This window comes from Neisseria meningitidis (genome assembly GCF_022869645.1).
Taxonomy (GTDB): domain Bacteria; phylum Pseudomonadota; class Gammaproteobacteria; order Burkholderiales; family Neisseriaceae; genus Neisseria; species Neisseria meningitidis.
Genome location: NZ_CP064367.1, coordinates 1,157,870 through 1,180,441, shown reverse-complemented (window position 1 = coordinate 1,180,441; position 22,572 = coordinate 1,157,870). Strand labels below are relative to the sequence as shown.

Here is a 22,572-nt window from a genome sequence, read left to right as displayed (position 1 = left end):
GAAAATGTCGGATTCGAGAATCCGACCTACGGCTGCTACCAACCATCATTTTCAGCTTCTTTTAGCCAAGTATCAAAATTTTCAAAAGTCTCGTAATATTTTGTATTATCTAAATTAACTACTATAATTTTAGGATTACCTGATTTATCTGAAATATCAAAACAGGCAGCCCACTCTTGGTTTCTAGCAAAAGGTAATAGGTTTGGAATGCCAGTTATTTCAAAATAAATGTCAATTACTTCTGATATATTGCTTTCTGCATTTTCAAACCACCAAGGAAAAGAATATTGTTCATCGTAGTTAATGGCATGAGTGGATTGAGCTAATTTTAAATAACTTTGCGGATATTTAAATCCTTTAGGAAGCATTGCTTCAGGATACGGAACAAAACTATTTTGTTTTATCATTTCCTAAGTACCTTTACATCATAAATACTTCCGTTAGGAAATCTTTTGCTCCACCCTTCTGGAACTCCTTTTTGTGTTTCTTGCTTTCTAATTCGTAGCTGGATAGCTTCTCCCCAAGTTTGAGGCTCAATACCATCATGCTTAAACCTGATTCTCTCTTTTGATGATAATCGGTCATTAAAATTATGAACATTCGCTTCCACTTTTACTCCTGCTTCACGTGCTGCCATAATACGCGTGTTATCCATACTAGTAGGTGCTCCATCAGGCATATTAACAACATCAACCCTGTCGCCAACCCATGATTTTTTTCTTTCATTTCGGCTACAATAGAATCATAGTTGTAATTTGCACTAGGCTCTGACAAAAATTTGGGTTGTTAAGTTGTCATTTTTTTATAAATTCCAGCAAACTGTTGTTGTAAATTATCTACTTCATGTTTTCTAACACCAGATACATTTTCAAATTCTCTTGAATCTACACATACGCCCGCATATATCTCATTCAAGATAGCTCGTAAAACAAAAACTTCATCTTGAGTTAGTGAAATAGTTGAGTTTTGATTATTTATGGATAGTATATTCATGGCTTTTTCCTATAAATCATCATAATATTTTTTACCTGATGTTGGTCTAAATGCTGTACCTCCATCGTCAGAATTTTTATCTCGGATAACTATTGTCCCTGTTTTATCATCCCAATACGCAGTTCTACCGCGAGGTAACTCTTTCATATTTGTTGGATGGCTAACAATATTTTCAATATGCCGAGCAAAATCTGCTGGTGAATTGATATTTAAATCCGTAAATTCTTGTTGTCTTATGACATGCTTGTTATAAGCATGCCCACTACTAATTTGTTCTCCAATTAGTTGCGCTTGTAAAGACGGTTGTGTGGAAGCATCTGCTTTGCTGTTGGACGTTATAGATTTAGGCGGTCTATTCCCACCGGCCATTTCCCCATCCAAAGTATGCATGGTGCGAACAGCAGGTGTTTTATAGCCGGTATTTTTAACCCAATCCCATTTGGTCGGGTTAAGTTCTACTTTTTTACCGCCCCAAACCGTAGTTGCGGCCTCTGCTACGGCAAGGGCAGTTTGGGCTGTTGCAGTTATATTCGGATGGGCATCAGCCCATTGTCTGGCGGAATTGATACCGTCTTTTACCGCAAAAGCACTGTCTTGTAATGCGGTTGCAGCCGCAAGTTGTGCTTCGGGACTTAAATTTCCTAAATGATTAATACCTTGTAGAGTCTGCTGCGCGGCTGTATCTGTGACCGGGCTTACTGCACTGTCTGTAATTGCCCCAATCCCTACTCCTTGAAAACCCATTAAAAAAGGATTAACCGCACCTTGGACGATGCCGCGAATATCATCCATACGGTTAGCCCACCAATTTTTATTGGGGTCGCTTTCCCATATCAGTTTTCCTGCTTCATCAGCACGGCTGAAAAAACCAGAGGCGGCACCGGCATTTTCTTTTAGCCAGCGGTCTGAAAATGGGGCTCGGGGAACAATATTACTCTTTGTTTTTGTTGAAGTTCCTTTGACATAGTAGCTGTATATATCCCTTGCTCCTCCGGGGGGCGGATAATCGCTGCCTTGCGGCCCGTCATATCCATCCTCCGGATGGATTTCCGACCCTGTCCGATGAAGTTGGTAAACGGTAAAACCACCGTCTACGCCGCCGCTGAAATCAGAAGTGCTTTTTGAATCATGATTATCGAACGGACTGTGTACTTCATGTCCATGTCCTGAAAAATGGGTTTCATAACCGATAATGCCTTCAAATCCTGTCCGTTCGTGTGTAATAGGCAGTATGGGGCCGACCGCAGTTGCATCAAATGTTTGGACGGCGTAAACCCGATTTTTAACACTGCCGCGAGCATTACCAAACAGATGGTATTTACCACCCGGTTCGTAGTGTTTTGCCTGCATATCATCGCGCAAACGGGCATCCAAACCGTTCGCATGACTAATGGGGATTTGCAGCAACGATATTGCTGCTGCAAACAGCATCATGAATTTTTGAATAGGCAAATTCATTTTGTTTTCCTTGGTAGCAAGCGGTTATGGTAGTGTGAATCAAGGTTGCCCTTGTCTATGTCGTCGCACTGCTTCATCGCTGTATCCATACCCCTCATGACTGTTATCAGCCTCTACGGATGGGGCAGAGTTACCCATATGATTGCCGTATGGTTGGATATCGGAGAAATCGACCATTAATCCTTCTGTCGGTTTAATTCCTTTGCTTACTTTATACGGTCCCATCCACAATGCGTAATTTTCTTTATAGGCAGCTTCAAACGCATTGGTTTTTGGTTTGATGAGCAATTTTTTATTGGTTCTGTCTACTGCGAAATATTCCAGTTTTGTTTGGGCTTTCAGTGTTTCGGCATTGTATAGGTGCATTTCGGTTCTGTTGCGTATCGTTCCGAATACGTCGATGTTAATAAACACATCCGTATCGGCATTGGCAGGAGAAACAACGTCTATGCCGCGCAGGAAAAATACGGTCTGTACCAAGTGGGAAAGAAAGGCAGTGTCGCGCGGGTTAGTCGTCAAGGTTTCATTTCGATAATCCCCCATCCCGCCAATATTTAAGCCCAGACTGCTTTTACTTCCGCTACCGTCTGATTGGGTGCGCGAGAGTGCAGGGGCATTAAGTGTAGATAAAGAAGTGGTTAAACCTGTCAAACCGCCTGATGTTGTTTCAGCGGTGGTTTCGTAACGTGGATAGGTGTAATCGGTACGGACGGCAGGGCTGTTTATGTATTCGCCACGAATCAGTGCATCAATGGAGTAGCGACCCCCTGTCAAACTGCCTGAACCTTGGTCGCCCATAGTTGCAATGTACAATGCAACTTTTCGTCCGTGTAATGCCTGTAAATCCATGTCTTTAACGGCAGCTCTGGCAGAAGCGGCCACAAGTTCTTGTTCGACCGCAAAGCGTTTACCTCCGCCATGCGATGGAATACCTGTCAGTGTCCCGCAGGCGGATAAAATAAAAACTGAAAAAAGAATAGGTATCAGCAGCCGTGCTTGCATAGATTTTCTCCTTTGATGAAAAACAAATTGTATCAAAATTGTAAATATAGTGGATTAAATTTAAACCAGTACGGCAAGGCGAGGCAACGCCGTACTGGTTAAATTTAATCCACTATAATCTCCATATAATAAATGGCTGTCTGAAGCCCATATGCGACTATATCTGCCGACACTATGGTCAATCAGCAGTGAACCAGCGTTCCCTCGTCTTCGCCGGTAATGACGCGTTTGAGCGAGCCTTCTTTGGCGATGCCGAAGACGACGATATTGAGCTTGCGTTCGCGGCAGAGGGCGAAAGCGGTCGCGTCCATGACTTTGAGGTTTTTCAACAAGGCTTCGTCAAAAGTAATGGTTTCGTAGCGTGTGGCGGACGGGTCTTTTTTCGGGTCTGCGGTGTATACACCGTCGACGTTGGTGGCTTTGAGCATCACGTCGCAGTTCATTTCCGCACCGCGCAATGCGGCGGCAGTGTCGGTCGTGAAGAACGGGTTACCGGTACCGGCGGCAAAAATCACGACTTTGCCTTCTTCCAAATATTGGATGGCTTTAGGACGGGCGTAAGTTTCAGCGATTTGCTGCATAGACAGTGCGGATTGTACGCGCGCTTTGATGCCTAAAGTTTCAAATGCGTCTTTGAGTGCCAAGGCGTTCATCACGGTCGCCATCATACCCATGTAATCGGCAGTGGCGCGATCCATGCTGCCTGCTTGGGCGGATACGCCCCGGAAAATATTGCCGCCGCCGACAACAATACCGACTTGCACGCCCATTTTAACGACTTCGGCAATTTCGCCGACAGTTTGAACGATGGTATCGTGATTGATGCCGAATGAATCGGAACCCATCAGGGATTCGCCGGAGAGTTTCAGTAATACGCGTTTGTATTTGATTTGCTGTGTCATGGGATACCTTGCTTTCTTGAATGTCGTCGGTCGGAGTTTGGGCCGTCTGAATTTTCAAACGGTCGGAATTACAATGATATGGTGTGTCGTTCTATTATTGTTTTGTTTTCAGACGGTCTGAATATTCGGTCGTCTTAAAATAGGTACCGCAAACGGTTTTCTCAAAAAAAAGCACCCTGATTCGTTTGGAATCCAGGTGCTTTCTTTTTCATAAGTGCCTTACACTTTGGCGGCTGCGGCTACTTCGGCTGCGTAGTCGACAACGGCTTTCTCGATACCGTCGCCTACTTTGTAGCGTACGAAGCTAACCACTTCAGTGCCGTTTTCTTTAGCGAATTGGGCAACAGTTTGGTCAGGGTTCATCACGAATGCTTGGCCGTTCAGAGTGATTTCAGCCAAGAATTTACGGATACGGCCTTCAACCATTTTAGCGGCGATGTCGGCAGGTTTGCCGGAAGCGATAGCTTGTTCGGTGTAGATGTGGCGTTCTTTTTCAACGGTTTCAGCATCTACTTCAGCTTCGCTTACGCATTGTGGTTTAGCGGCAACGATGTGCATACTGATTTTGCGTGCTACGTCTTCAGAGCCTTTGTACTCAACCAATACGCCTTCGGTAGCCAATGCACCGTGGATGTAGGCAACCAGTTGGTTGGCAGTGTCGATCACTTGGAAGCGGCGAACAGACATGTTCTCGCCCAATTTAGCGATGATGGCTTTACGTTCTGCTTCAACCAGTTCGCTCAGTTCTTCAACAGAAGCCGGTTTTTTCTCGGCAGCAGTTTTCGCAACGAAGTTGGCAAATTCTACGAAGCCCGCGTCTTTAGCAACGAAGTCGGTTTCGCAGTTTACTTCGACCAATGCGCCGACATTGCCGTTGATCGCGTAAGCCAATACGCCTTCGGCAGCGGTACGGCCGGCCAGTTTACCGGCTTTCGCACCGGATTTGATACGCAGGATTTCTTCGGCTTTGTCGAAGTTGCCTTCGGCTTCAACCAAGGCTTTTTTGCATTCCATCATGCCCAGGCCGGTAGCGGCGCGCAGATCGGCAACCATTTTTGCAGTAATTTCTGCCATTTTGAATCTCCTAGATTTTTGGGAAATACGGAAAGGATTTTCCGCATTCGGGAATCGTGTGCCGCGAACGGACGTTCAGACGGCATATTTGAGAAAAGGGGCATAACGCCCCTCTTCGGTTTGCCGGATTACTCGGCAGCGGCTTCTTGGGCAGCGGCTACGGTTTCTTGCAGCGCTTGGTTTTTGCCTTCCAAAACTGCGTCAGCGATGCCGCGGCAGTACAGGCGGATGGCTTTGGCGGAGTCGTCGTTGCCGGGGATGACGTATTTCACGCCGTCAGGGCTGTTGTTGGTATCGACTACGGCGATAACGGGGATGCCCAGTTTTTCAGCCTCGACCAGAGTACCTTTTTGGTAGCCGGTATCGATAACGAAAATCGCGTCGGGCAGGCCTTTCATGTTTTTGATACCGCCCAAAGAACGTTCCAGTTTTTCAACATCGCGTTGCATTTCCAGAATTTCTTTTTTGCTGAAACCGCTTTCGGCAGCATTTTCCAAGGCTGCGGTTTTTTCTTCCAGGCGTTTGATGGATTGCTTAACGGTTTTGTAGTTGGTCAGCATACCGCCCAACCAACGGTGATCGACGAAAGGCATGCCGGCGCGGGTCGCTTCTTCGCGGATGATGTCGCGGGCTTGGCGTTTGGTACCTACGAACAATACTGTACCTTTGTTGGCAACCAGACGACGTACGGCTTCTTGCGCGTCTTGGAACATCGGCAGGGTTTTTTCCAGGTTGACGATATGGATTTTGTTGCGCGCACCGAAAATGTATTGAGCCATTTTCGGGTTCCAGAAACGGGTTTGGTGGCCGAAGTGAACGCCGGCTTCAATCATCTGACGCATAGTAATTTGAGACATTTTGATTTCCTTGAAAGGGTTAAGGGCACACATTCAATCGCATAGAACTTGATAGGCGATGCCTATTGTCAAGCACCCTTCGGCGAAAGTGGGCATAAGTTTTAAAAAATAAAAGAGTGTTTCCGAAATGGAAAACTGACGGATTATAGCGGATAAGAGGCCGTCTGAAAAGGGATTCAGGGTTTTGTGCCGCTGTCTTTTTGCCGTTGTGCGCGCTGCTGTTCGAATTCAGCCTGTTCCTGCTGCCTCATCAGGTGGTTGCGGCGGCGGACGGTGATGGTGAAAACCGTGAACACGGTGGGCAGCACCGCCCAAAAAACCAAATAAATCAAGGCGCGCGCAATACTCGGCTGCGCGGCGGAAAACATCACGGCAACAAAAAGATAGCCGATGGCGACAATGTGCCACATTGTGTGCGTCCTGTTTGAATGTTAACAAAATCGTTATAATCGCAACATTCTACCGCAATCCTGAAAGGCCGTCTGAAATGAGGAACGAGGAAAAACACGCCCTGCGCCGCGAATTACGCGGGCGGCGTTCGCAAATGGGGTGGGACGTGCGGGCGGCGGCAACGGTAAAAATTAACCGCCTGCTCAAACGTTATATCAAGCACGGTCGGAAAATCGGCGTGTATTGGCCGATGGGCAAGGAATTGCGTTTGGACGGCTTTGTCCGCGCGGCGCAAAAACGCGGCGCAAAACTTTATCTGCCTTATATCGAACCGCGTTCGCGGCGGATGTGGTTTACGCCGTATCCTGAAAGCGGAATGGAACGGGAGCGCATACGGGGCAGGGCGAGGTTGAACGTGCCGCAGTTTGCAGGGCGCAAAATCCGCGTGCACGGTTTGTCGGTATTGCTCGTTCCGCTTGTCGGCATAGACCGCGAAGGCTACCGTTTGGGGCAGGCAGGCGGCTATTACGATGCGACACTTGCAGCGATGAAATACCGTTTGCAGGCAAAAACCGTGGGCGTGGGCTTTGCCTGCCAACTGGTCGGCACGCTGCCGCGCGAGGCGCACGACCTGCCGCTGGACGGTTTTGTGTCGGAGGCGGGGATATTGTGTTTTTAGCCGTTCAGACGGCATTCCGGGCGGAAATGCCGTCTGAAGGCGGAATATTGGGAGAAAAGGATGTCGGAAAAGATAATACTGCCGGTCTTGTCATTGGGCGGCGTTCGGCTCGAACCGTTGGATGTGCATCATGAAACGGGTTTGCGCGAGGCGGTTTGCGATGGGGAGGTTTGGAAGCTGGGGGTAACGTCCGCGCCCCATCCGGATAGGGTGGCAGACTATATCGGGACAGCATTGGCAACGCGTTTGGCGTTTGCGGTTGTCGATGAAGAGGCGGGCAGGGTGGTCGGGACAACGGCGTATTATCATTTTGAACCGCAGATTCCGCGTTTGGATATCGGATTCACATGGTATGCGGCATCGGCACGGCGGACACGGATAAACACCTGTTGCAAAATCATGCTGTTGGATTACGCATTTGATGTTTTGGCTTGCCGTTGCGTGGGATGGCGCACGGATATTCTGAACCTTGCCTCGCAACGTGCCATCGAACGGCTGGGTGCGGAAAAAGACGGCGTGCTGCGTATGTATATGCTCCGTAAAGACGGCAGTGTGCGCGATACGGTTGTGTACAGTATGCTGAGGGAAGATTGGTGCAAAAACAGGGAAATCCTGACCGGCAGGTTGGCAGAGTATGGCGTGCAGGTGTGAGGCAGTATTTTCAAATTTATAGTGGATTAACAAAAACCAGTACGGCGTTGCCTCGCCTTAACTCAAAGAGAACGATTCTCTAAGGTGCTGAAGCACCAAGTGAATCGGTTCCGTACTATTTGTACTGTCTACGGCTTCGTTGCCTTGTCCTGATTTTTGTTAATCCACTATAAAAAACTTAACGCAATATGCTGACAATCTTTTAAAAATTAATATATAAACAATTTTGATTTTTTATCTATTAAAAATTTGATATATATAGATAAATAACTATTTTTATTTTTCATTTCGCAGTTCCCGGGCTTGGCGGGCGACAGAAAAACTTTGCATTTCCCAGTAAAATCCACTACATTCACGATAACATATTACAAGCCCCTGAAGCGGTGTCGGAAGCCATACTTGCAACGCATTCCAACCCCGAAACAGCATACTCGGACACACACCATTGCCGGTTTTCCCTGCTTTTGCGATTCAGGCGTTTGTAGTACGGCAAATAACCATAAGGGCAGAAGATGCCTGTTTTTTAGGAGTAAACCATGGCTGAAGCGACAGACGTTGTCTTGGTGGGCGGCGGCATTATGAGCGCGACTTTGGGCGTTTTGCTCAAAGAACTCGAACCGTCTTGGGAAATCACCCTGATTGAACGCTTGGAAGATGTGGCGTTGGAATCGTCAAACGCGTGGAACAACGCCGGCACGGGGCATTCCGCGCTGTGCGAATTGAACTATGCGCCGTTGGGTGCAAATGGGATTATCGATCCGGCGCGCGCCCTCAATATTGCCGAACAGTTTCATGTCAGCCGCCAGTTTTGGGCGACGCTGGTCGCGGAAGGCAAGTTGGAAGACAATTCCTTCATCAATGCCGTGCCGCATATGTCTTTGGTGATGAATGAAGACCATTGTTCTTATCTTCAAAAACGTTATGACGCGTTTAAAACCCAAAAACTTTTTGAAAATATGGAATTTTCCACCGATCGGAACAAAATTTCCGATTGGGCTCCGCTGATGATGCGCGGCCGGGACGAAAACCAACCCGTCGCCGCCAACTACTCCGCCGAAGGTACGGATGTCGATTTCGGACGGCTGACGCGCCAAATGGTGAAATATTTGCAGGGCAAGGGCGTAAAAACCGAGTTCAACCGCCACGTCGAAGACATCAAACGCGAATCCGACGGCGCGTGGGTGCTCAAAACCGCCGATACCCGCAACCCCGACGGGCAGCTCACCCTCCGTACCCGCTTCCTCTTCCTCGGCGCGGGCGGCGGCGCGCTGACCCTGCTGCAAAAATCCGGCATCCCCGAAGGCAAGGGCTACGGCGGCTTCCCCGTGTCCGGCCTGTTCTTCCGCAACAGCAACCCCGAAACTGCCGAACAACACAACGCCAAAGTGTACGGGCAGGCTTCCGTCGGCGCGCCGCCGATGTCCGTCCCGCACCTCGACACACGCAACGTGGACGGCAAACGCCACCTTATGTTCGGCCCTTACGCAGGCTTCCGTTCCAACTTCCTCAAGCAAGGCTCGCTTATGGATTTGCCGCTGTCCATCCATATGGACAACCTCTATCCTATGCTGCGCGCCGGCTGGGCGAATATGCCGCTGACCAAATACCTGCTGGGCGAATTGCGTAAAACCAAAGAAGAACGCTTCGCCTCCCTGCTGGAATACTACCCCGAGGCAAACCCCGACGACTGGGAACTCATCACCGCAGGGCAACGCGTCCAAATCATTAAAAAAGACTCCGAAAAAGGCGGCGTGCTCCAGTTTGGTACGGAGATTGTCGCCCACGCCGACGGCTCGCTCGCCGCATTGCTGGGCGCGTCGCCGGGCGCATCGACCGCTGTGCCGCTGATGATCCGGCTGATGCACCAATGCTTCCCCGAGCGCGCCCCGTCGTGGGAAGGCCGTCTGAAAGAGCTGGTACCGGGTTACGGCATCAAGTTGAACGAAAACCCTGAAAGGGCGGATGAAATTATCGCCTATACCGCGAAAGTATTGGATATTTAAGCCGAATCTTTCAAGAAAAGCCGTACCCCCATATGGTGTTGACGCCGTCCCTGCCGGTTATGCCCTTCATCCGGCAGGGCAGGTTTTGATACACGGGGCAGGTAATCGTTTTTTCCCTTTTGTGAATAATGGAACGGTCAAAAAAACAGCGTTTTCATTTCTGAAAACGCTGTTTTTTGTTGCCTGATTAACGTGGGGAACAGTCTTTGAAGACGATTTGGTTGTCAGGTGCGGTAATCATAATGGGCTGTTTGCGGTAGGATTTGCCATCCATCACGCCGGTACCCAAAACATAACCGCCTTCTTTGCCGTAGAATGTTTCCACATTGTCGGATTTATCCAAATTGACAGGCATTTGCACACGTTTGCCGTTGATGACGGCGGAAGCGTATGTGGTCAGGCCCTGTTTGTTAAAGCCGTAGGTTACTTTGACTTTTTTACCTTGCTGGCAGACGTAGCTGACGGTTTTTTTGGCAACGGTGGGGTTGTTCGTGCCGGCAGCAGCAGCCATACTGCTGAGCGCGATTGCGGAAGACAGGATTGCGGTGGTCAGAAGTTTCATTTTTATTCCTTTGGATGGATGTGGAGTTTGCCCGTTTCGAGCTGTTTGACATTCTAATGTCGGCGTATCCTGAAATAAACAGGAAATTGGATAAAGTTTGTAAAAAGGCGGGTTCGGGCGGTTCGGCGGTTTGAGGCAGGGGCGGCAGGCGGGATACGGCGACCTGTCCGGTGTTTCAGACGGCATTGTTTGCGTTTTTCGGAAATGAAAAACTGTCGGGCATCCGGAGGTTGCGGTTTAACTTTGTTTTTTTCTTTCGGACTTGGTCTGTTTGGACAACTCGGCATACAGGTCGGGATGGTGTTTTTTCAACAGGGCGGCGATTTCCATATCTTTTTTGTTGACTTTCGCCAAATCGATGCATTCGATATGGACGAGGCGGAGCAGTTCGCGTACGGGTTTGGGCATTTTGCGGCCGGTTTCGTAGCGCGATCCTCCGGACTGGGTAACGCCGACCTTGCCCCAGAAGTCTATCTGGTTCAGCCCGGTCTTTTTACGGATGGCTTTAACATCTTCTATATTTTCAAATATTTTCATAAAACTTCCTTTAAGTTTGTCTGGTTGCGGGGCAAATTCCGATTTGCTTTGTTTTCGTAATGTGCCGGGTCAAGCCTGTTTTTATATTATATATCATATCTGCCGTTTCTTTCAGACGGCATTGTTTGTTTTTATGGGGCGGATACGTCCGGCTTCAGGGTTTGCCGGAGGCGGGGCTGACGGTGAGGATTTCGTAGCCGGTTTCGGTCACCAAGACTTCGTGTTCCCATTGGGCGGAGAGGGAGCGGTCTTTGGTAACCACCGTCCAGCCGTCGTTGAGGATACGCAGGTGGCGTTTGCCTTGGTTGATCATCGGTTCGACGGTAAAAATCATACCCGGTTTTAGAACGGAGCCCTGTCCTTTTTTTCCGTAGTGCAACACTTGCGGGGCTTCGTGGAAACCGCGCCCGATGCCGTGTCCGCAGAATTCCTGTACGACGGAATAGCCGGCGTTTTCGGCAACCTGTTGGCAGGCGTAACCTACGTCGCCCAGTGTCGCGCCGGGTTTGACGGCTTCTATGCCCGCCATCATGGAGGCGTGGGTTACGTCGATCAGGCGTTGGGCGATGGGGGAGACTTTGCCGACGGTAAACATACGGCTGGAGTCGCCGTGGAAGCCGTCTTTTTTGATGGTGAGGTCGATGTTGATAATGTCGCCTTCTTTGAGCGGCTTGTCGTCGGGAATGCCGTGGCAGATGACGTGGTTGACGGAGGTGCAGCAGGATTTGGGGTAGGGCGGGTTGCCGTAGTGCAGGGGGGCGGGATAGCCGCCTTGGACGTTGACGTGGTAGTCGTAAACGAGTTTGTCGATTTCGTCGGTGGTTACGCCGGGTTTGACGAATTGTCCGATGTAGTCGAGGGCTTCGGCGACGAGTTTGCCCAGCTCGCGCATTTTTTCGATTTCTTCGGGGGTTTTGATGATGATGCCGTTCATAATGCTTCCTTGGATTGCGGGTGTGCCTGCCGTGCCGGGTCAGAAGAGGTTGTCGAGAATTTCTTTATGGGGTTTAGGCGGCGTGTTTTTCGGGGTGTCCGGTTTGGTATGGTTTTCTTTGGGCGTTTCTTTTTCTTTGGGTGTTTCTTTGGGCTGTGCCTGTTTTTCGGGTGTTTCTTTTCGGGGTTCGGGACGGGGGACGTTTGTGGGCAGTACGGGGGTTTCTTTGAGTGTGTTTTCAGCTTGTGCTCCGGCGTCGTCCGGCTGCCTGTCGGTTTGAGCTGTGTCGGCAGGTTGCGGTTTGACCCGGTTTTTCTTGGGTGCGGCAGGGGACGGCAGTCCGCTGCCGCTTTCGTCTGTGCCGTCCGGCTGTGCGGGTGCGGATGAGGAGGCGTGGTGGTGTTCGGGTTGGGCGGCATCTTGTCCGACTACGCCGTTTGGCAGCCAGAATTCGGTTTCGCGGGGGCTGTCGGTGTGTTGCGGTTCGGTTTGGAGGGTTTTGTCGCCGTTCGGGTTGAATGTGCTGACGATGCCTATTGCCAATGCGCCGATGGCGGTGATACAGATGAGCAATACGGCGCGTATCAGGAGTTTGGGGGTCAGCCTGAAGGGTTTGTTCGGTTTTTTTGCCATTTTGATTGTGCTTTTGGGGTGTCGGGCAATGCCGTCTGAAGGCGGTTCAGACGGCATTGCCGAGTCAGCGTTGGACGTAGTTTTGGTAGAGGGTGATGACTTTTTGTACGCCGACGGTGGTGCTGACTTTTTGGGTAATCTGCGCCTGTTCTTCGGGGGTGAGGATGCCCATAACGTAGGTTACGTTGCCGTAGGTAACGATTTTGACGCGCGCCTGTGTGGCGGGGCTGATGCCCAACAGCGTGGCGCGGACTTTGGATGTGTTCCAAGTGTCGCCGGCGATGTCGCCGGCAGTGCGCGGCAGGGAGGCGACGGTAATGTAGTTGTACACGCCTTCGGCGGCCTGTTCGGAACGTGCAATCTGACCGACGAACTGTTTCTCGCCTTCGGTGGCGACTTGTCCGAGCAGCAGCAGGTGGCGGTTGTAGCCGACAACGGAGATTTGGGGCGTGTAGCCTTTGGTTTGGTTGTTTTGGCGCAGATAGGAGCGGGCGGTGGTTTCGATACGCAGCGCCATTACGTTGTCGTCGGTTTGCGCGCCGGTGGTTCGGCGGTCGACGGCGGATTTCGCGCCGACCGCCGCGCCGCCGACGACTGCGCTGACGCAGCCGCCGAGGGCAAGGCTGAGGACGGCGGCAGTCAGGGTGCGGACGGTGTGCGGTTTGGGTTTCATCGGGTGCTTCCTTTCTTGGGCGTTTCAGACGGCATTGCTTTGCGCCATGCCGTCTGAAAAGGGTTACATTCCTTCCAGCAGTACGGAGTCGATACAGTCGCACATGGCGTGTATCAGCAGGATGTGGTTTTCTTGAATACGGGCGGTGCGCGGATGGGGAACGTTGAGCAAAACGTCGGTGTCTTTGAGTATGGCGGCGATTTTGCCGCCGTCGCGGCCGGTCAAGGCGATGACGTGCATATCGCGTTCGTGTGCGGCTTTGACGGCTTCGATGACGTTGGCGGAATTGCCGGAGGTGGAAATGCCGACCAATACATCGCCTGCACGTCCGAGCGCGCGCACCTGTTTGCTGAATACGTGGTCGAAACCGTAGTCGTTGCCGATGGCTGTCAGCGCGGAAGTGTCTGTTGTCAGCGCGACAGCGGCGAGTTCCATGCGTTCTTTTTCAAAACGGCCGGTCATTTCGGCGGCGAAGTGTTGCGCGTCGGCAGCCGAACCGCCGTTGCCGCAGGCCAGGATTTTGCCGTCATTCATCAGGCATTGCAGCATCAGCTCGGCAGCCTGTACGGTCGGCTCGACCAATACTTTTCCGGCTTCCTGCTTGGCACGGATGCTTTCGGCAAAATGGGCGGCAACGCGTTCTTGTAATGTCGTCATATCGTCAACCTGTAATATTCTGTATCCACTCGGGCGGGCGGCTGCCTTCGATGAGTACCGCGTCGAGGCGGCACGGTACGTTTGTCAACCTGTTCTGTTGCAGATAATACTCTACACTTCGTTGCAGTTTCAATAATTTGGATGGGGAAATGCTGTATGCGGCACCGCCGAATTGCCGATTTTTGCGGTATTTTACTTCAACAAACAGAATCATGCCGCCGTTTTTGACAATCAGGTCGATTTCGCCGTAGGCGCAGTGCCAGTTGCGGGCAAGCAGTGTGCAGCCTTGGGATTGGAGGAAGGCAAGCGCGGCATCTTCCCCTGCCTCGCCCTGTTTGTGGTTTAGGCGCATAATCGGTTTAACCTTTATAATTTATAATGTTTGTTTTTCAGACGGCATTCTTATGTTTCAGAAACATTTGCAGAAAGCCTCCGACAGCGTCGTCGGAGGGACATTATACGTGGTTGCCACGCCCATCGGCAATTTGGCGGACATTACCCTGCGCGCTTTGGCGGTATTGCAAAAGGCGGACATCATCTGTGCCGAAGACACGCGCGTTACCGCGCAGCTTTTGAGCGCGTACGGCATTCAGGGCAAACTCGTCAGCGTGCGCGAACACAACGAACGGCAGATGGCGGACAAGATTGTCGGCTATCTTTCAGACGGCATGGTTGTGGCACAGGTTTCCGATGCGGGTACGCCGGCCGTGTGCGACCCGGGCGCGAAACTCGCCCGCCGCGTGCGTGAGGTCGGGTTTAAAGTTGTCCCTGTTGTCGGCGCAAGCGCGGTGATGGCGGCTTTGAGTGTGGCTGGTGTGGCGGGATCCGATTTTTATTTCAACGGTTTTGTACCGCCGAAATCGGGCGAACGTAGGAAATTGTTTGCCAAATGGGTGCGGGTGGCGTTTCCCGTCGTGATGTTTGAAACGCCGCACCGCATCGGGGCGACGCTTGCCGATATGGCGGAACTGTTCCCCGAACGCCGATTAATGCTGGCGCGCGAAATCACGAAAACGTTTGAAACGTTCTTAAGCGGCACGGTTGGGGAAATTCAGACGGCATTGGCGGCGGACGGCAACCAATCGCGCGGCGAGATGGTGTTGGTGCTTTATCCGGCGCAGGATGAAAAACACGAAGGCTTGTCCGAGTCCGCGCAAAACATCATGAAAATCCTCACAGCCGAGCTGCCGACCAAACAGGCGGCGGAGCTTGCCGCCAAAATCACGGGCGAGGGAAAAAAAGCTTTGTACGATCTGGCACTGTCTTGGAAAAACAAATGATGCCGGACGGACCGGCACCATAGTGCGAACGGAATCAACGGACACGCCCCGTCATGCGGTACAGCACGTCTTTGCCTTGAACACGGTGGACGACGACCATGGCGACGTGTCCGACGACGGCGGCAAACAGCAGCCAGCCCAAATTGCCGTGGAACGTGTTGCCCAAGTTTGCCATCCACTCGATTTTTTCCGGCGAACCCTGCATCACTTCAACGCCGAACACTTTCAACGGGCCGCGGCCGCTGCCGTATTGGCGGATCATGCCGATAACGGGAACGGCAAGCATGAGCAGATACAGAATGCCGTGTCCTGCCGCCGCAGCCTTGCTGTCGCTTTGCGGACGCTTGGCGCGGTTGGCAACCGCCCACACGATGCGCAATGTAATCACCGTCAGCGTAAGGAAACCGAAAGATTTGTGCAGGCCGAACAGGCTGCCCACCCATTCCGCCTCTTCGTATAGTGGATTAACAAAAACCAGTACGGCGTTGCCTCGCCTTGCCGTACTATTTGTACTGTCTGCGGCTTCGTCGCCTTGTCCTGATTTTTGTTAATCCACTATAAATCGTCCACAGGACAATGGTGGTCGGAATGCCGATGAAACCGGCAACGGTCAGCCAGTGCAGCGTACGTGTCAACGGGTCGTAAACGGCAGGTTGGTTTGTGTTCATAAAAAACTTAGGGGCTGTCCTAGATAACTAGGGAAATTCAAATTAAGTTAGAATTATCCCTATGAGAAAAAGTCGTCTAAGCCGGTATAAACAAAATAAACTCATTGAGCTATTTGTCGCAGGTGTAACTGCAAGAACAGCAGCAGAGTTAGTAGGCATTAATAAAAATACCGCAGCCTATTATTTTCATCGTTTACGATTACTTATTTATCAAAACAGTCCGCATTTGGAAATGTTTGATGGCGAAGTAGAAGCAGATGAAAGTTATTTTGGCGGACAACGCAAAGGCAAACGCGGTCGCGGTGCTGCCGGTAAAGTCGCCGTATTCGGTCTTTTGAAGCGAAATGGTAAGGTTTATACGGTTACAGTACCGAATACTCAAACCGCTACTTTATTTCCTATTATCCGTGAACAAGTGAAACCTGACAGTATTGTTTATACGGATTGTTATCGTAGCTATGATGTATTAGATGTGAGCGAATTTAGCCATTTTAGCTTCGCTGAAACTTCGTTTTCGTATCAATCACAGCACACATTTTGCTGAACGACAAAACCATATTAATGGAATTGAGAACTTTTGGAATCAAGCAAAACGTCATTTACGCAAGTTTAACGGCATTCCCAAAGCGCATTTTGAGCTGTATTTAAAGGAGTGCGAATGGCGTTTTAACAACAGTGAGATAAAAGTTCTTGTTCCATTTTAAAACAATTAGTAAAACCGAGTTTATCCTAGTTATCTAGGACAGCCCCAAAACTTATTATATGTAACGGTTTGAACGGACATTCCGTCGGGTCGGAATGTCAAAAAGGCGCGATTGTACCAAAGAAGGTGGACATAATTTTGTTTGCAGGCTGAAGATTTGCTTAAAAATTCATTAAGATGGGCGGAACAAATAGTTTGGGTACGGCGTGTTGAAATACCGCTTATCCCTTATAATAGCGTCCGAAATTCTGTTCGGACGGCATCAAAACACACGCCATGCCGTCTGAACCCCCATTTGAAACCAACAAACAAGAGCATTGAATGAAATTCATCGACGAAGCAAAAATCGAAGTCGCCGCAGGCAAAGGCGGTAATGGCGCAACCAGTTTCCGCCGCGAAAAATTCGTACCGCGCGGCGGCCCGGACGGCGGCGACGGCGGCAAAGGCGGCAGCGTTTGGGCAGAAGCCGACGAAAACACCAACACCCTCGTCGAATACCGCTTCGTCAAACGCTACCAAGCCAAAAACGGCGAAAAAGGCCACGGTTCCGACCGTTACGGCGCAGGTGCGGACGACATCGTCCTCAAAATGCCCGTCGGCACCCTTATCCGCGACCTCGACACCGGCGAAAACGTTGCCGACCTCACTTATCACGGACAGCGCGTCTGCCTTGCCAAAGGCGGCAAAGGCGGCTTGGGCAACATCCACTTCAAATCGTCCGTCAACCGCGCCCCGAAACAATCCACCCCCGGCGAAGAAGGCGAAGCCCGTTCCCTGCAACTCGAACTCAAAGTCCTCGCCGATGTCGGCTTATTGGGTATGCCCAACGCCGGCAAATCCACCCTGATTACCGCCGTATCCGCCGCACGCCCCAAAATCGCCAACTACCCCTTCACCACCCTGCATCCAAACTTAGGCGTGGTACGCATCGACGAAAACCACAGCTTCGTGATGGCCGACATCCCCGGCCTGATTGAAGGCGCGGCAGAAGGCGCAGGCCTCGGCCATCGTTTCCTCAAACACTTATCACGTACCGGCCTGCTGCTGCACGTCGTCGATTTGGCCCCGTTTGACGAAACCGTCAACCCCGCCGAAGAAGCCCTCGCCATCATCAACGAATTGCGCAAATACGACGAAGAACTCTACGGCAAACCACGCTGGCTGGTGCTGAACAAACTCGACATGCTCGATGAAGAAGAAGCCCGGGCGCGAACAGCCGCCTTCCTCGAAGCCGTCGGCTGGGACTACCCGAAACCAGACGACCGCTTCCAATTCGACATGGAAACCCCGCGCCTCTTCCAAATCAGCGCGCTGACCCACCAAGGCACGCAGGAATTGGTACACCAAATCAACCAATACCTGATCGAGAAAAAACGTATCGAAGCTGAAAAAGCGGAGGCGGAGCGGGCAGCGACAAATGTTGAGATTGCCGAGCAACAGCCTAAAACGGATACGGGCGTGTTTAAGCCGGAGTGAAAAAAGAAAGGGTTTCAGACGATATTTGTTCTACAAAAGGTTGTTTGAAACAATTTTAAAGCAAGATTGAAATGGATTAAAAATGTCATCTAACCAATATATCCAGTCGCTTGAGTTGACAAACTTTACCGTTCTTCCAAACGATACTTTTGAATTTTCTGAAAATCTCAATGTTATTGTTGCCGAAAACGGTTGTGGCAAAACACATTTGTTAAAAATTTTATACAGCCTGCTAGAAGTAACATCTAACACCAAAAACAGATTACTGAAAACAGAATTGCAAAAAAGTTTTGCCGATAAATTACTGAATGTTTTCCGTCCCGATTCCTTGGGCAGGTTGAGCAAACGTTTGCAGGGGCGCGGGCGTACGGAAATCGTTTTAAAACTGCAAAACGGCACTACGCATAGTAGTCTGAATTTTTCCAGTAACTCATCATCGCAAGTCAATGTTCAAAGCATCGGATTGAAAGAAAATGAATATACTCCGACACCTATCTTCTTACCCAGCCGCGAATTAATTACACTTTGCCCTTGGTTCACTTCTTTGTATCAAAACCAAAGCATCCCTTTCGAAGAAACTTGGTTTGATACCTGTATGCAATTAAATCACCCGCTTGCCAAAGGCCCCAGAGAAACAAAAATTCGAGAATTGCTCGAACCTATTGAGAACGCGATGGGAGGAAAAGTATCTGAAGAACAAGGAAGGTTTTATCTATCGCTGACAAATACGGGCGGTAAGATTGAAGCACCTTTGGTAGCAGAGGGTTTGCGGAAATTTGTCATGATTGCCCGGTTAATCGCAACAGGGGCATTGCTGGATAAAGGCTATCTATTTTGGGATGAACCGGAAGCTAATCTGAATCCTAAATTGATCAAAGTGGCTGCCCGTATTATTTGGTCTTTATCTCAACAGGGTATTCAGGTTTTTATTGCAACACACTCTCTATTCTTATTGAGAGAATTGGAACTTTTGAAGCTTGAAAATAACACGGATTTACCTGTACGTTTTTTCTCGTTGATTGCTTCCGATGATGGAACAAAAGTGGAGCAAGGGAACAGTATTAATGATTTGAACACATTGATATTGTTAGATGAAAACATTATGCAGGCAGACAGGTATCTGAATATTTGAGGTTAAGCTATGACTACAATCACAGAAAAGAGATTAACCTTTGCTTTTCCTGAAGATTATTACGTTACCAAGTATGACGAATGGGAACATTATAAAATTTTTCAGAACAGTTGTAATTTACGTAATAAAATTGATACAAATGAAAAGGGAAAGAACGGGATAAATCAAAGTGTAGATGACGATAATGGCAGCTCAGGTGTAGATATAATAGCCCTTCATGAGTCGACACTTTGGCTAATCGAAATTAAAGATTATTACCGACTTGGGCTTGAGCCAAATGCCCAATCAATAGATGAAAAACTTTCTGACCTACCATATTTAATCGCAAGAAAAATTCGAGATTCATTGGCAGGATTGGTTTCTGCTAAATTTAAAGCAGAAAAACAGGAAGAAAAAGATTTTTCTCGCTTGGCTTTAGATTGTAACGAAATAAAAATAGTCCTTCATATTGAAATGCCTAGTATAAGAAGTAAACTTTATCCCTCGTCATCAGATTTAGCAAACTTATTAAAAGATAAGTTTAAATTATCAGAATTTACAAAAAATTTTGCAAACTGTTATGCAGAACCAATTTTCACAAATATCAGCCATATTAATAATCCGCAACTACGTAATGTTCCTTGGTCCGTATCTACAGGAACAGAACAGAAATTATCATCCGAGCAACAAAGATTAATCCATAATCCCATGACCACCATCTACAACACCCTTACCCGCCAAAAAGAACCCTTTGCCCCCATCGACCCTAAAAACGTGCGTATGTACGTTTGCGGCATGACTGTTTACGACTATTGCCACTTAGGCCATGCCCGTGTGATGGTGGTGTTTGACATGATTGCCCGCTGGTTGCGCGAGTGCGGTTATCCGCTCACTTATGTGCGCAACATCACCGACATCGACGACAAAATCATTGCCCGCGCGGCTGAAAACGGCGAGACTATCGGCGAACTGACCGCGCGTTTCATTCAGGCGATGCACGAAGATGCCGATGCTTTGGGCGTGTTGCGTCCGGACATCGAACCGAAGGCAACGGAAAACATCCCGCAAATGATTGCCATGATTGAAACCCTGATTCAAAACGGTAAGGCCTATCCTGCCGCAAACGGCGACGTTTACTACGCCGTGCGCGAGTTTTCCGCTTACGGACAATTATCGGGCAAATCATTGGACGACCTGCGCGCGGGCGAACGTGTGGAAGTGGACGGTTTCAAACGCGATCCGCTTGATTTTGTGTTGTGGAAAGCGGCGAAAGCAGGCGAGCCGGCGTGGGAAAGCCCTTGGGGCAACGGCCGGCCGGGTTGGCACATTGAATGCTCCGCCATGAGTGAAAACCTGTTCGGCAATACCTTCGACATCCACGGCGGCGGCGCGGATTTGCAGTTTCCGCACCACGAAAACGAAATTGCCCAAAGCGTCGGCGCGACGGGGCATACCTGCGGCCATCATCACGCGCAAACCCACCACGGTCAAAGCATTGCCAGCCACGTCAAATACTGGTTGCACAACGGCTTTATCCGCGTGGACGGCGAAAAAATGTCCAAATCGTTGGGCAACTTCTTCACTATCCGCGAAGTGTTGAAACAATACGACCCCGAAGTCGTGCGTTTCTTCATCCTGCGCGCCCACTACCGCAGCCCGTTGAATTACTCCGACGCACATTTGGACGACGCAAAAGGTGCGCTGACCCGCCTGTACACTACATTGAAAAACACACCAGCGGCTGAGTTTGACTTATCTGAAAACGTCAACGACTACACCCGCCGTTTCTACGCCGCCATGAACGACGATTTTGGTACGGTCGAAGCGGTTGCCGTGTTGTTCGAACTGGCAGGCGAAGTGAACAAAACCAATGACGCACAGCTCGCCGGCTGCCTGAAAGCCTTGGGCGGCATCATCGGACTGCTGCAACGCGATCCGACCGAGTTCCTGCAAGGCGGCGCGGCTTCAGACGGTCTCTCCAACGAAGAAATCGAAGACTTGATCGCCCGGCGGAAACAGGCGCGCGCCGATAAAAACTGGGCGGAATCCGACCGCATCCGCGACCTTCTGAACGAACACAAAATCATTTTGGAAGACAACGCCGGCGGCACGACTTGGCGGCGCGGTTAAAATCCATCGAAAAGGGTAAATGTGCCGCATTTTGCCCTTTTTTGTTCAGACGGCATTTTTATTGTGAGAACTTATTTTTATTATGCTTAAAATCATTTCCGCCAACGTCAACGGCATCCGCTCCGCCTACAAAAAAGGTTTTTACGAATACATCGCCGCATCGGGCGCGGACATTGTCTGCGTGCAGGAACTCAAAGCGCAGGAGGCTGATTTGTCTGCCGATATGAAAAATCCGCACGGGATGCACGGTCATTGGCATTGCGCCGAGAAGCGCGGTTACAGCGGCGTGGCGGTGTACAGCAAACGCAAACCCGACAATGTGCAAATCGGTATGGGCATTGAAGAATTCGACAGGGAAGGGCGGTTTGTGCGTTGCGATTTCGGCAGGTTGAGCGTTATCTCGCTTTATTTGCCCAGCGGCAGCAGCGCGGAAGAACGCCAGCAGGTGAAATACCGTTTCCTTGATGCGTTTTACCCTATGCTCGAAGCGATGAAAAACGAAGGGCGCGACATTGTCGTCTGCGGCGACTGGAACATCGCCCACCAAAACATCGACCTGAAAAACTGGAAAGGCAACCAGAAAAATTCAGGTTTCCTGCCTGAAGAGCGCGAGTGGATAGGCAAGGTTATCCACAAGCTCGGTTGGACGGATATGTGGCGCACGCTTTATCCCGATGTGCCGGGCTACACTTGGTGGAGCAACCGAGGGCAGGCGTATGCGAAAGATGTCGGGTGGCGCATCGATTATCAGATGGTTACGCCCGAACTTGCTGCCAAAGCCGTGTCCGCACACGTTTATAAAGATGAAAAATTTTCTGACCATGCGCCGCTGGTCGTGGAGTATGACTATGCTGCCGAATAAGGTTTTGGGTAAATATGATTGGAATGTGGACGGAAAAACAGGAATAGGCGCGGCATGGGTCGTCGCTGCGTTTATCCTGCCCATGTTGGTGTGGGCGATATTTATGTTGTCGCGGATGCAAGGCTGGCTTGCGCCGACCAAGGCAAACCCGATATGGGCGTTGGTGTGGCTGCTGATTTGCCTGCCCTGCCTGCTGATTGCGTCCAAATGTTTGGGTTGGAAAGGCTGGCGGCTGTTGGCAAACGTTCTTGCCTGCCTCGCCGTGCGCACCCTGTTGAGTGTGCCTGCCGCGCTGCTGATTGCGTTCACGCTGCAAGACCTGCTCAAATAGGCGCGG

26 protein-coding genes and 2 pseudogenes are annotated in these 22,572 nt (G+C 50.1%); 10 read left to right on the top strand and 18 right to left on the bottom strand.

The annotated features are described in order from the left end of the window. Positions 1-35: 35 nt before the first annotated feature. The 9 genes and pseudogenes from IUJ45_RS06040 to IUJ45_RS06000 all read right to left on the bottom strand — a co-directional run bounded on the left by IUJ45_RS06040 (position 36) and on the right by IUJ45_RS06000 (position 6,696). A complete protein-coding gene (locus IUJ45_RS06040) occupies positions 36-407 on the bottom strand; it encodes an SMI1/KNR4 family protein (RefSeq protein WP_002218307.1) in 372 nt (123 codons plus the stop codon). Continuing rightward, positions 404-759 (bottom strand): annotated as a pseudogene (locus IUJ45_RS06035) (hypothetical protein); the annotation flags it as partial. The gene IUJ45_RS06040 and the pseudogene IUJ45_RS06035, both read right to left, overlap by 4 nt. Before the next feature lie 27 nt (positions 760-786). Then, complete coding sequence (locus IUJ45_RS06030) at positions 787-993, bottom strand: hypothetical protein (RefSeq protein ID WP_002218303.1); 207 nt, start codon at positions 991-993, stop codon at positions 787-789. A gap of 9 nt (positions 994-1,002) precedes the next feature. Beyond that, positions 1,003-2,451: a polymorphic toxin MafB class 3 gene (mafB, locus tag IUJ45_RS06025; protein ID WP_002246532.1), complete on the bottom strand. Its 1,449-nt coding sequence runs from the start codon at positions 2,449-2,451 to the stop codon at positions 1,003-1,005. A gap of 39 nt (positions 2,452-2,490) precedes the next feature. Then, positions 2,491-3,453, bottom strand: a complete 963-nt coding sequence (mafA, locus tag IUJ45_RS06020; RefSeq protein WP_002218223.1) for an adhesin MafA — start codon at positions 3,451-3,453, stop codon at positions 2,491-2,493. 182 nt (positions 3,454-3,635) lie between these two features. Next, positions 3,636-4,355 (bottom strand): UMP kinase, encoded by a 720-nt coding sequence (gene pyrH, locus IUJ45_RS06015; protein WP_061704892.1) that lies wholly within the window; start codon positions 4,353-4,355, stop codon positions 3,636-3,638. Positions 4,356-4,574: 219 nt separating this feature from the next. Continuing rightward, positions 4,575-5,429, bottom strand: a complete 855-nt coding sequence (gene tsf / locus IUJ45_RS06010; protein ID WP_082308650.1) for a translation elongation factor Ts — start codon at positions 5,427-5,429, stop codon at positions 4,575-4,577. 128 nt (positions 5,430-5,557) lie between these two features. After that, positions 5,558-6,286 (bottom strand): 30S ribosomal protein S2, encoded by a 729-nt coding sequence (gene rpsB, locus IUJ45_RS06005; protein WP_002224704.1) that lies wholly within the window; start codon positions 6,284-6,286, stop codon positions 5,558-5,560. A gap of 176 nt (positions 6,287-6,462) precedes the next feature. Next, positions 6,463-6,696 (bottom strand): hypothetical protein, encoded by a 234-nt coding sequence (locus IUJ45_RS06000; protein ID WP_002218220.1) that lies wholly within the window; start codon positions 6,694-6,696, stop codon positions 6,463-6,465. A 77-nt stretch (positions 6,697-6,773) separates the two neighbouring features. Here IUJ45_RS06000 and IUJ45_RS05995 point away from each other — a divergent pair, with 77 nt between their 5' ends. The 3 genes from IUJ45_RS05995 to IUJ45_RS05985 all read left to right on the top strand — a co-directional run bounded on the left by IUJ45_RS05995 (position 6,774) and on the right by IUJ45_RS05985 (position 10,009). Beyond that, positions 6,774-7,355, top strand: a complete 582-nt coding sequence (locus IUJ45_RS05995; RefSeq protein WP_002234410.1) for a 5-formyltetrahydrofolate cyclo-ligase — start codon at positions 6,774-6,776, stop codon at positions 7,353-7,355. 60 nt (positions 7,356-7,415) lie between these two features. After that, positions 7,416-8,006, top strand: a complete 591-nt coding sequence (locus tag IUJ45_RS05990; protein ID WP_082308649.1) for a GNAT family N-acetyltransferase — start codon at positions 7,416-7,418, stop codon at positions 8,004-8,006. A 536-nt stretch (positions 8,007-8,542) separates the two neighbouring features. Continuing rightward, positions 8,543-10,009, top strand: coding sequence for a malate:quinone oxidoreductase (locus tag IUJ45_RS05985; protein ID WP_002230065.1), 1,467 nt, complete (start codon positions 8,543-8,545; stop codon positions 10,007-10,009). Positions 10,010-10,196: 187 nt separating this feature from the next. On the opposite strand, the gene IUJ45_RS05980 is transcribed toward IUJ45_RS05985, so the two are convergent. From IUJ45_RS05980 to IUJ45_RS05950, 7 genes are all read right to left on the bottom strand, one after another. Continuing rightward, entirely contained in the window at positions 10,197-10,571 is a 375-nt protein-coding gene (locus IUJ45_RS05980; RefSeq protein ID WP_002215074.1) for an ACP-like domain-containing protein, read from the bottom strand. A gap of 237 nt (positions 10,572-10,808) precedes the next feature. Next, complete coding sequence (locus tag IUJ45_RS05975) at positions 10,809-11,108, bottom strand: helix-turn-helix domain-containing protein (RefSeq protein ID WP_002215072.1); 300 nt, start codon at positions 11,106-11,108, stop codon at positions 10,809-10,811. A gap of 154 nt (positions 11,109-11,262) precedes the next feature. Continuing rightward, complete coding sequence (map, locus tag IUJ45_RS05970) at positions 11,263-12,042, bottom strand: type I methionyl aminopeptidase (RefSeq protein ID WP_002224701.1); 780 nt, start codon at positions 12,040-12,042, stop codon at positions 11,263-11,265. Between the two features lie 39 nt (positions 12,043-12,081). Next, entirely contained in the window at positions 12,082-12,732 is a 651-nt protein-coding gene (locus tag IUJ45_RS05965) for a hypothetical protein (protein ID WP_002246528.1), read from the bottom strand. Positions 12,733-12,739: 7 nt separating this feature from the next. Continuing rightward, positions 12,740-13,348, bottom strand: coding sequence for a BON domain-containing protein (locus IUJ45_RS05960; protein WP_002246527.1), 609 nt, complete (start codon positions 13,346-13,348; stop codon positions 12,740-12,742). A gap of 63 nt (positions 13,349-13,411) precedes the next feature. Beyond that, positions 13,412-14,005, bottom strand: a complete 594-nt coding sequence (locus IUJ45_RS05955) for a phosphoheptose isomerase (protein WP_002219976.1) — start codon at positions 14,003-14,005, stop codon at positions 13,412-13,414. Between the two features lie 4 nt (positions 14,006-14,009). After that, entirely contained in the window at positions 14,010-14,357 is a 348-nt protein-coding gene (locus IUJ45_RS05950; RefSeq protein WP_002215062.1) for a YraN family protein, read from the bottom strand. Positions 14,358-14,409: 52 nt separating this feature from the next. Between IUJ45_RS05950 and rsmI the strand changes: the two genes are divergently transcribed. Then, positions 14,410-15,285: a 16S rRNA (cytidine(1402)-2'-O)-methyltransferase gene (gene rsmI / locus IUJ45_RS05945; protein ID WP_002246526.1), complete on the top strand. Its 876-nt coding sequence runs from the start codon at positions 14,410-14,412 to the stop codon at positions 15,283-15,285. 34 nt (positions 15,286-15,319) lie between these two features. Here the strand turns inward: rsmI and IUJ45_RS05940 are convergent, their stop codons facing one another. Both IUJ45_RS05940 and IUJ45_RS05935 read right to left on the bottom strand, forming a co-directional pair. Continuing rightward, a complete protein-coding gene (locus IUJ45_RS05940) occupies positions 15,320-15,724 on the bottom strand; it encodes a cytochrome b (protein ID WP_002233247.1) in 405 nt (134 codons plus the stop codon). A 64-nt stretch (positions 15,725-15,788) separates the two neighbouring features. Next, on the bottom strand, positions 15,789-15,953 hold the full coding sequence (locus tag IUJ45_RS05935) for a hypothetical protein (RefSeq protein WP_002215059.1): 165 nt from the start codon (positions 15,951-15,953) through the stop codon (positions 15,789-15,791). A 61-nt stretch (positions 15,954-16,014) separates the two neighbouring features. Here IUJ45_RS05935 and IUJ45_RS05930 point away from each other — a divergent pair. The 6 genes and pseudogenes from IUJ45_RS05930 (at position 16,015) to IUJ45_RS05905 (ending at position 22,566) form a co-directional block, all read left to right on the top strand. Next, a pseudogene (locus tag IUJ45_RS05930) lies at positions 16,015-16,686 on the top strand (IS1595 family transposase). A 291-nt stretch (positions 16,687-16,977) separates the two neighbouring features. Then, positions 16,978-18,132, top strand: coding sequence for a GTPase ObgE (obgE, locus tag IUJ45_RS05925; RefSeq protein WP_002247098.1), 1,155 nt, complete (start codon positions 16,978-16,980; stop codon positions 18,130-18,132). An 82-nt stretch (positions 18,133-18,214) separates the two neighbouring features. Continuing rightward, positions 18,215-19,264 carry an AAA family ATPase gene (locus tag IUJ45_RS05920; RefSeq protein ID WP_002215055.1) on the top strand — a complete coding sequence of 350 codons (1,050 nt, stop codon included), beginning with the start codon at positions 18,215-18,217 and terminating at the stop codon, positions 19,262-19,264. Between the two features lie 687 nt (positions 19,265-19,951). After that, on the top strand, positions 19,952-21,373 hold the full coding sequence (gene cysS, locus IUJ45_RS05915) for a cysteine--tRNA ligase (RefSeq protein ID WP_002247140.1): 1,422 nt from the start codon (positions 19,952-19,954) through the stop codon (positions 21,371-21,373). Positions 21,374-21,455: 82 nt separating this feature from the next. Then, positions 21,456-22,235, top strand: a complete 780-nt coding sequence (locus IUJ45_RS05910; RefSeq protein WP_002225717.1) for an exodeoxyribonuclease III — start codon at positions 21,456-21,458, stop codon at positions 22,233-22,235. After that, the gene (locus IUJ45_RS05905) at positions 22,222-22,566 is read left to right on the top strand and encodes a hypothetical protein (protein WP_002233242.1); all 345 of its coding nucleotides are present in this window, start codon (positions 22,222-22,224) and stop codon (positions 22,564-22,566) included. Before IUJ45_RS05910 ends, IUJ45_RS05905 begins: the two co-directional genes overlap by 14 nt. Positions 22,567-22,572: the final 6 nt, after the last annotated feature.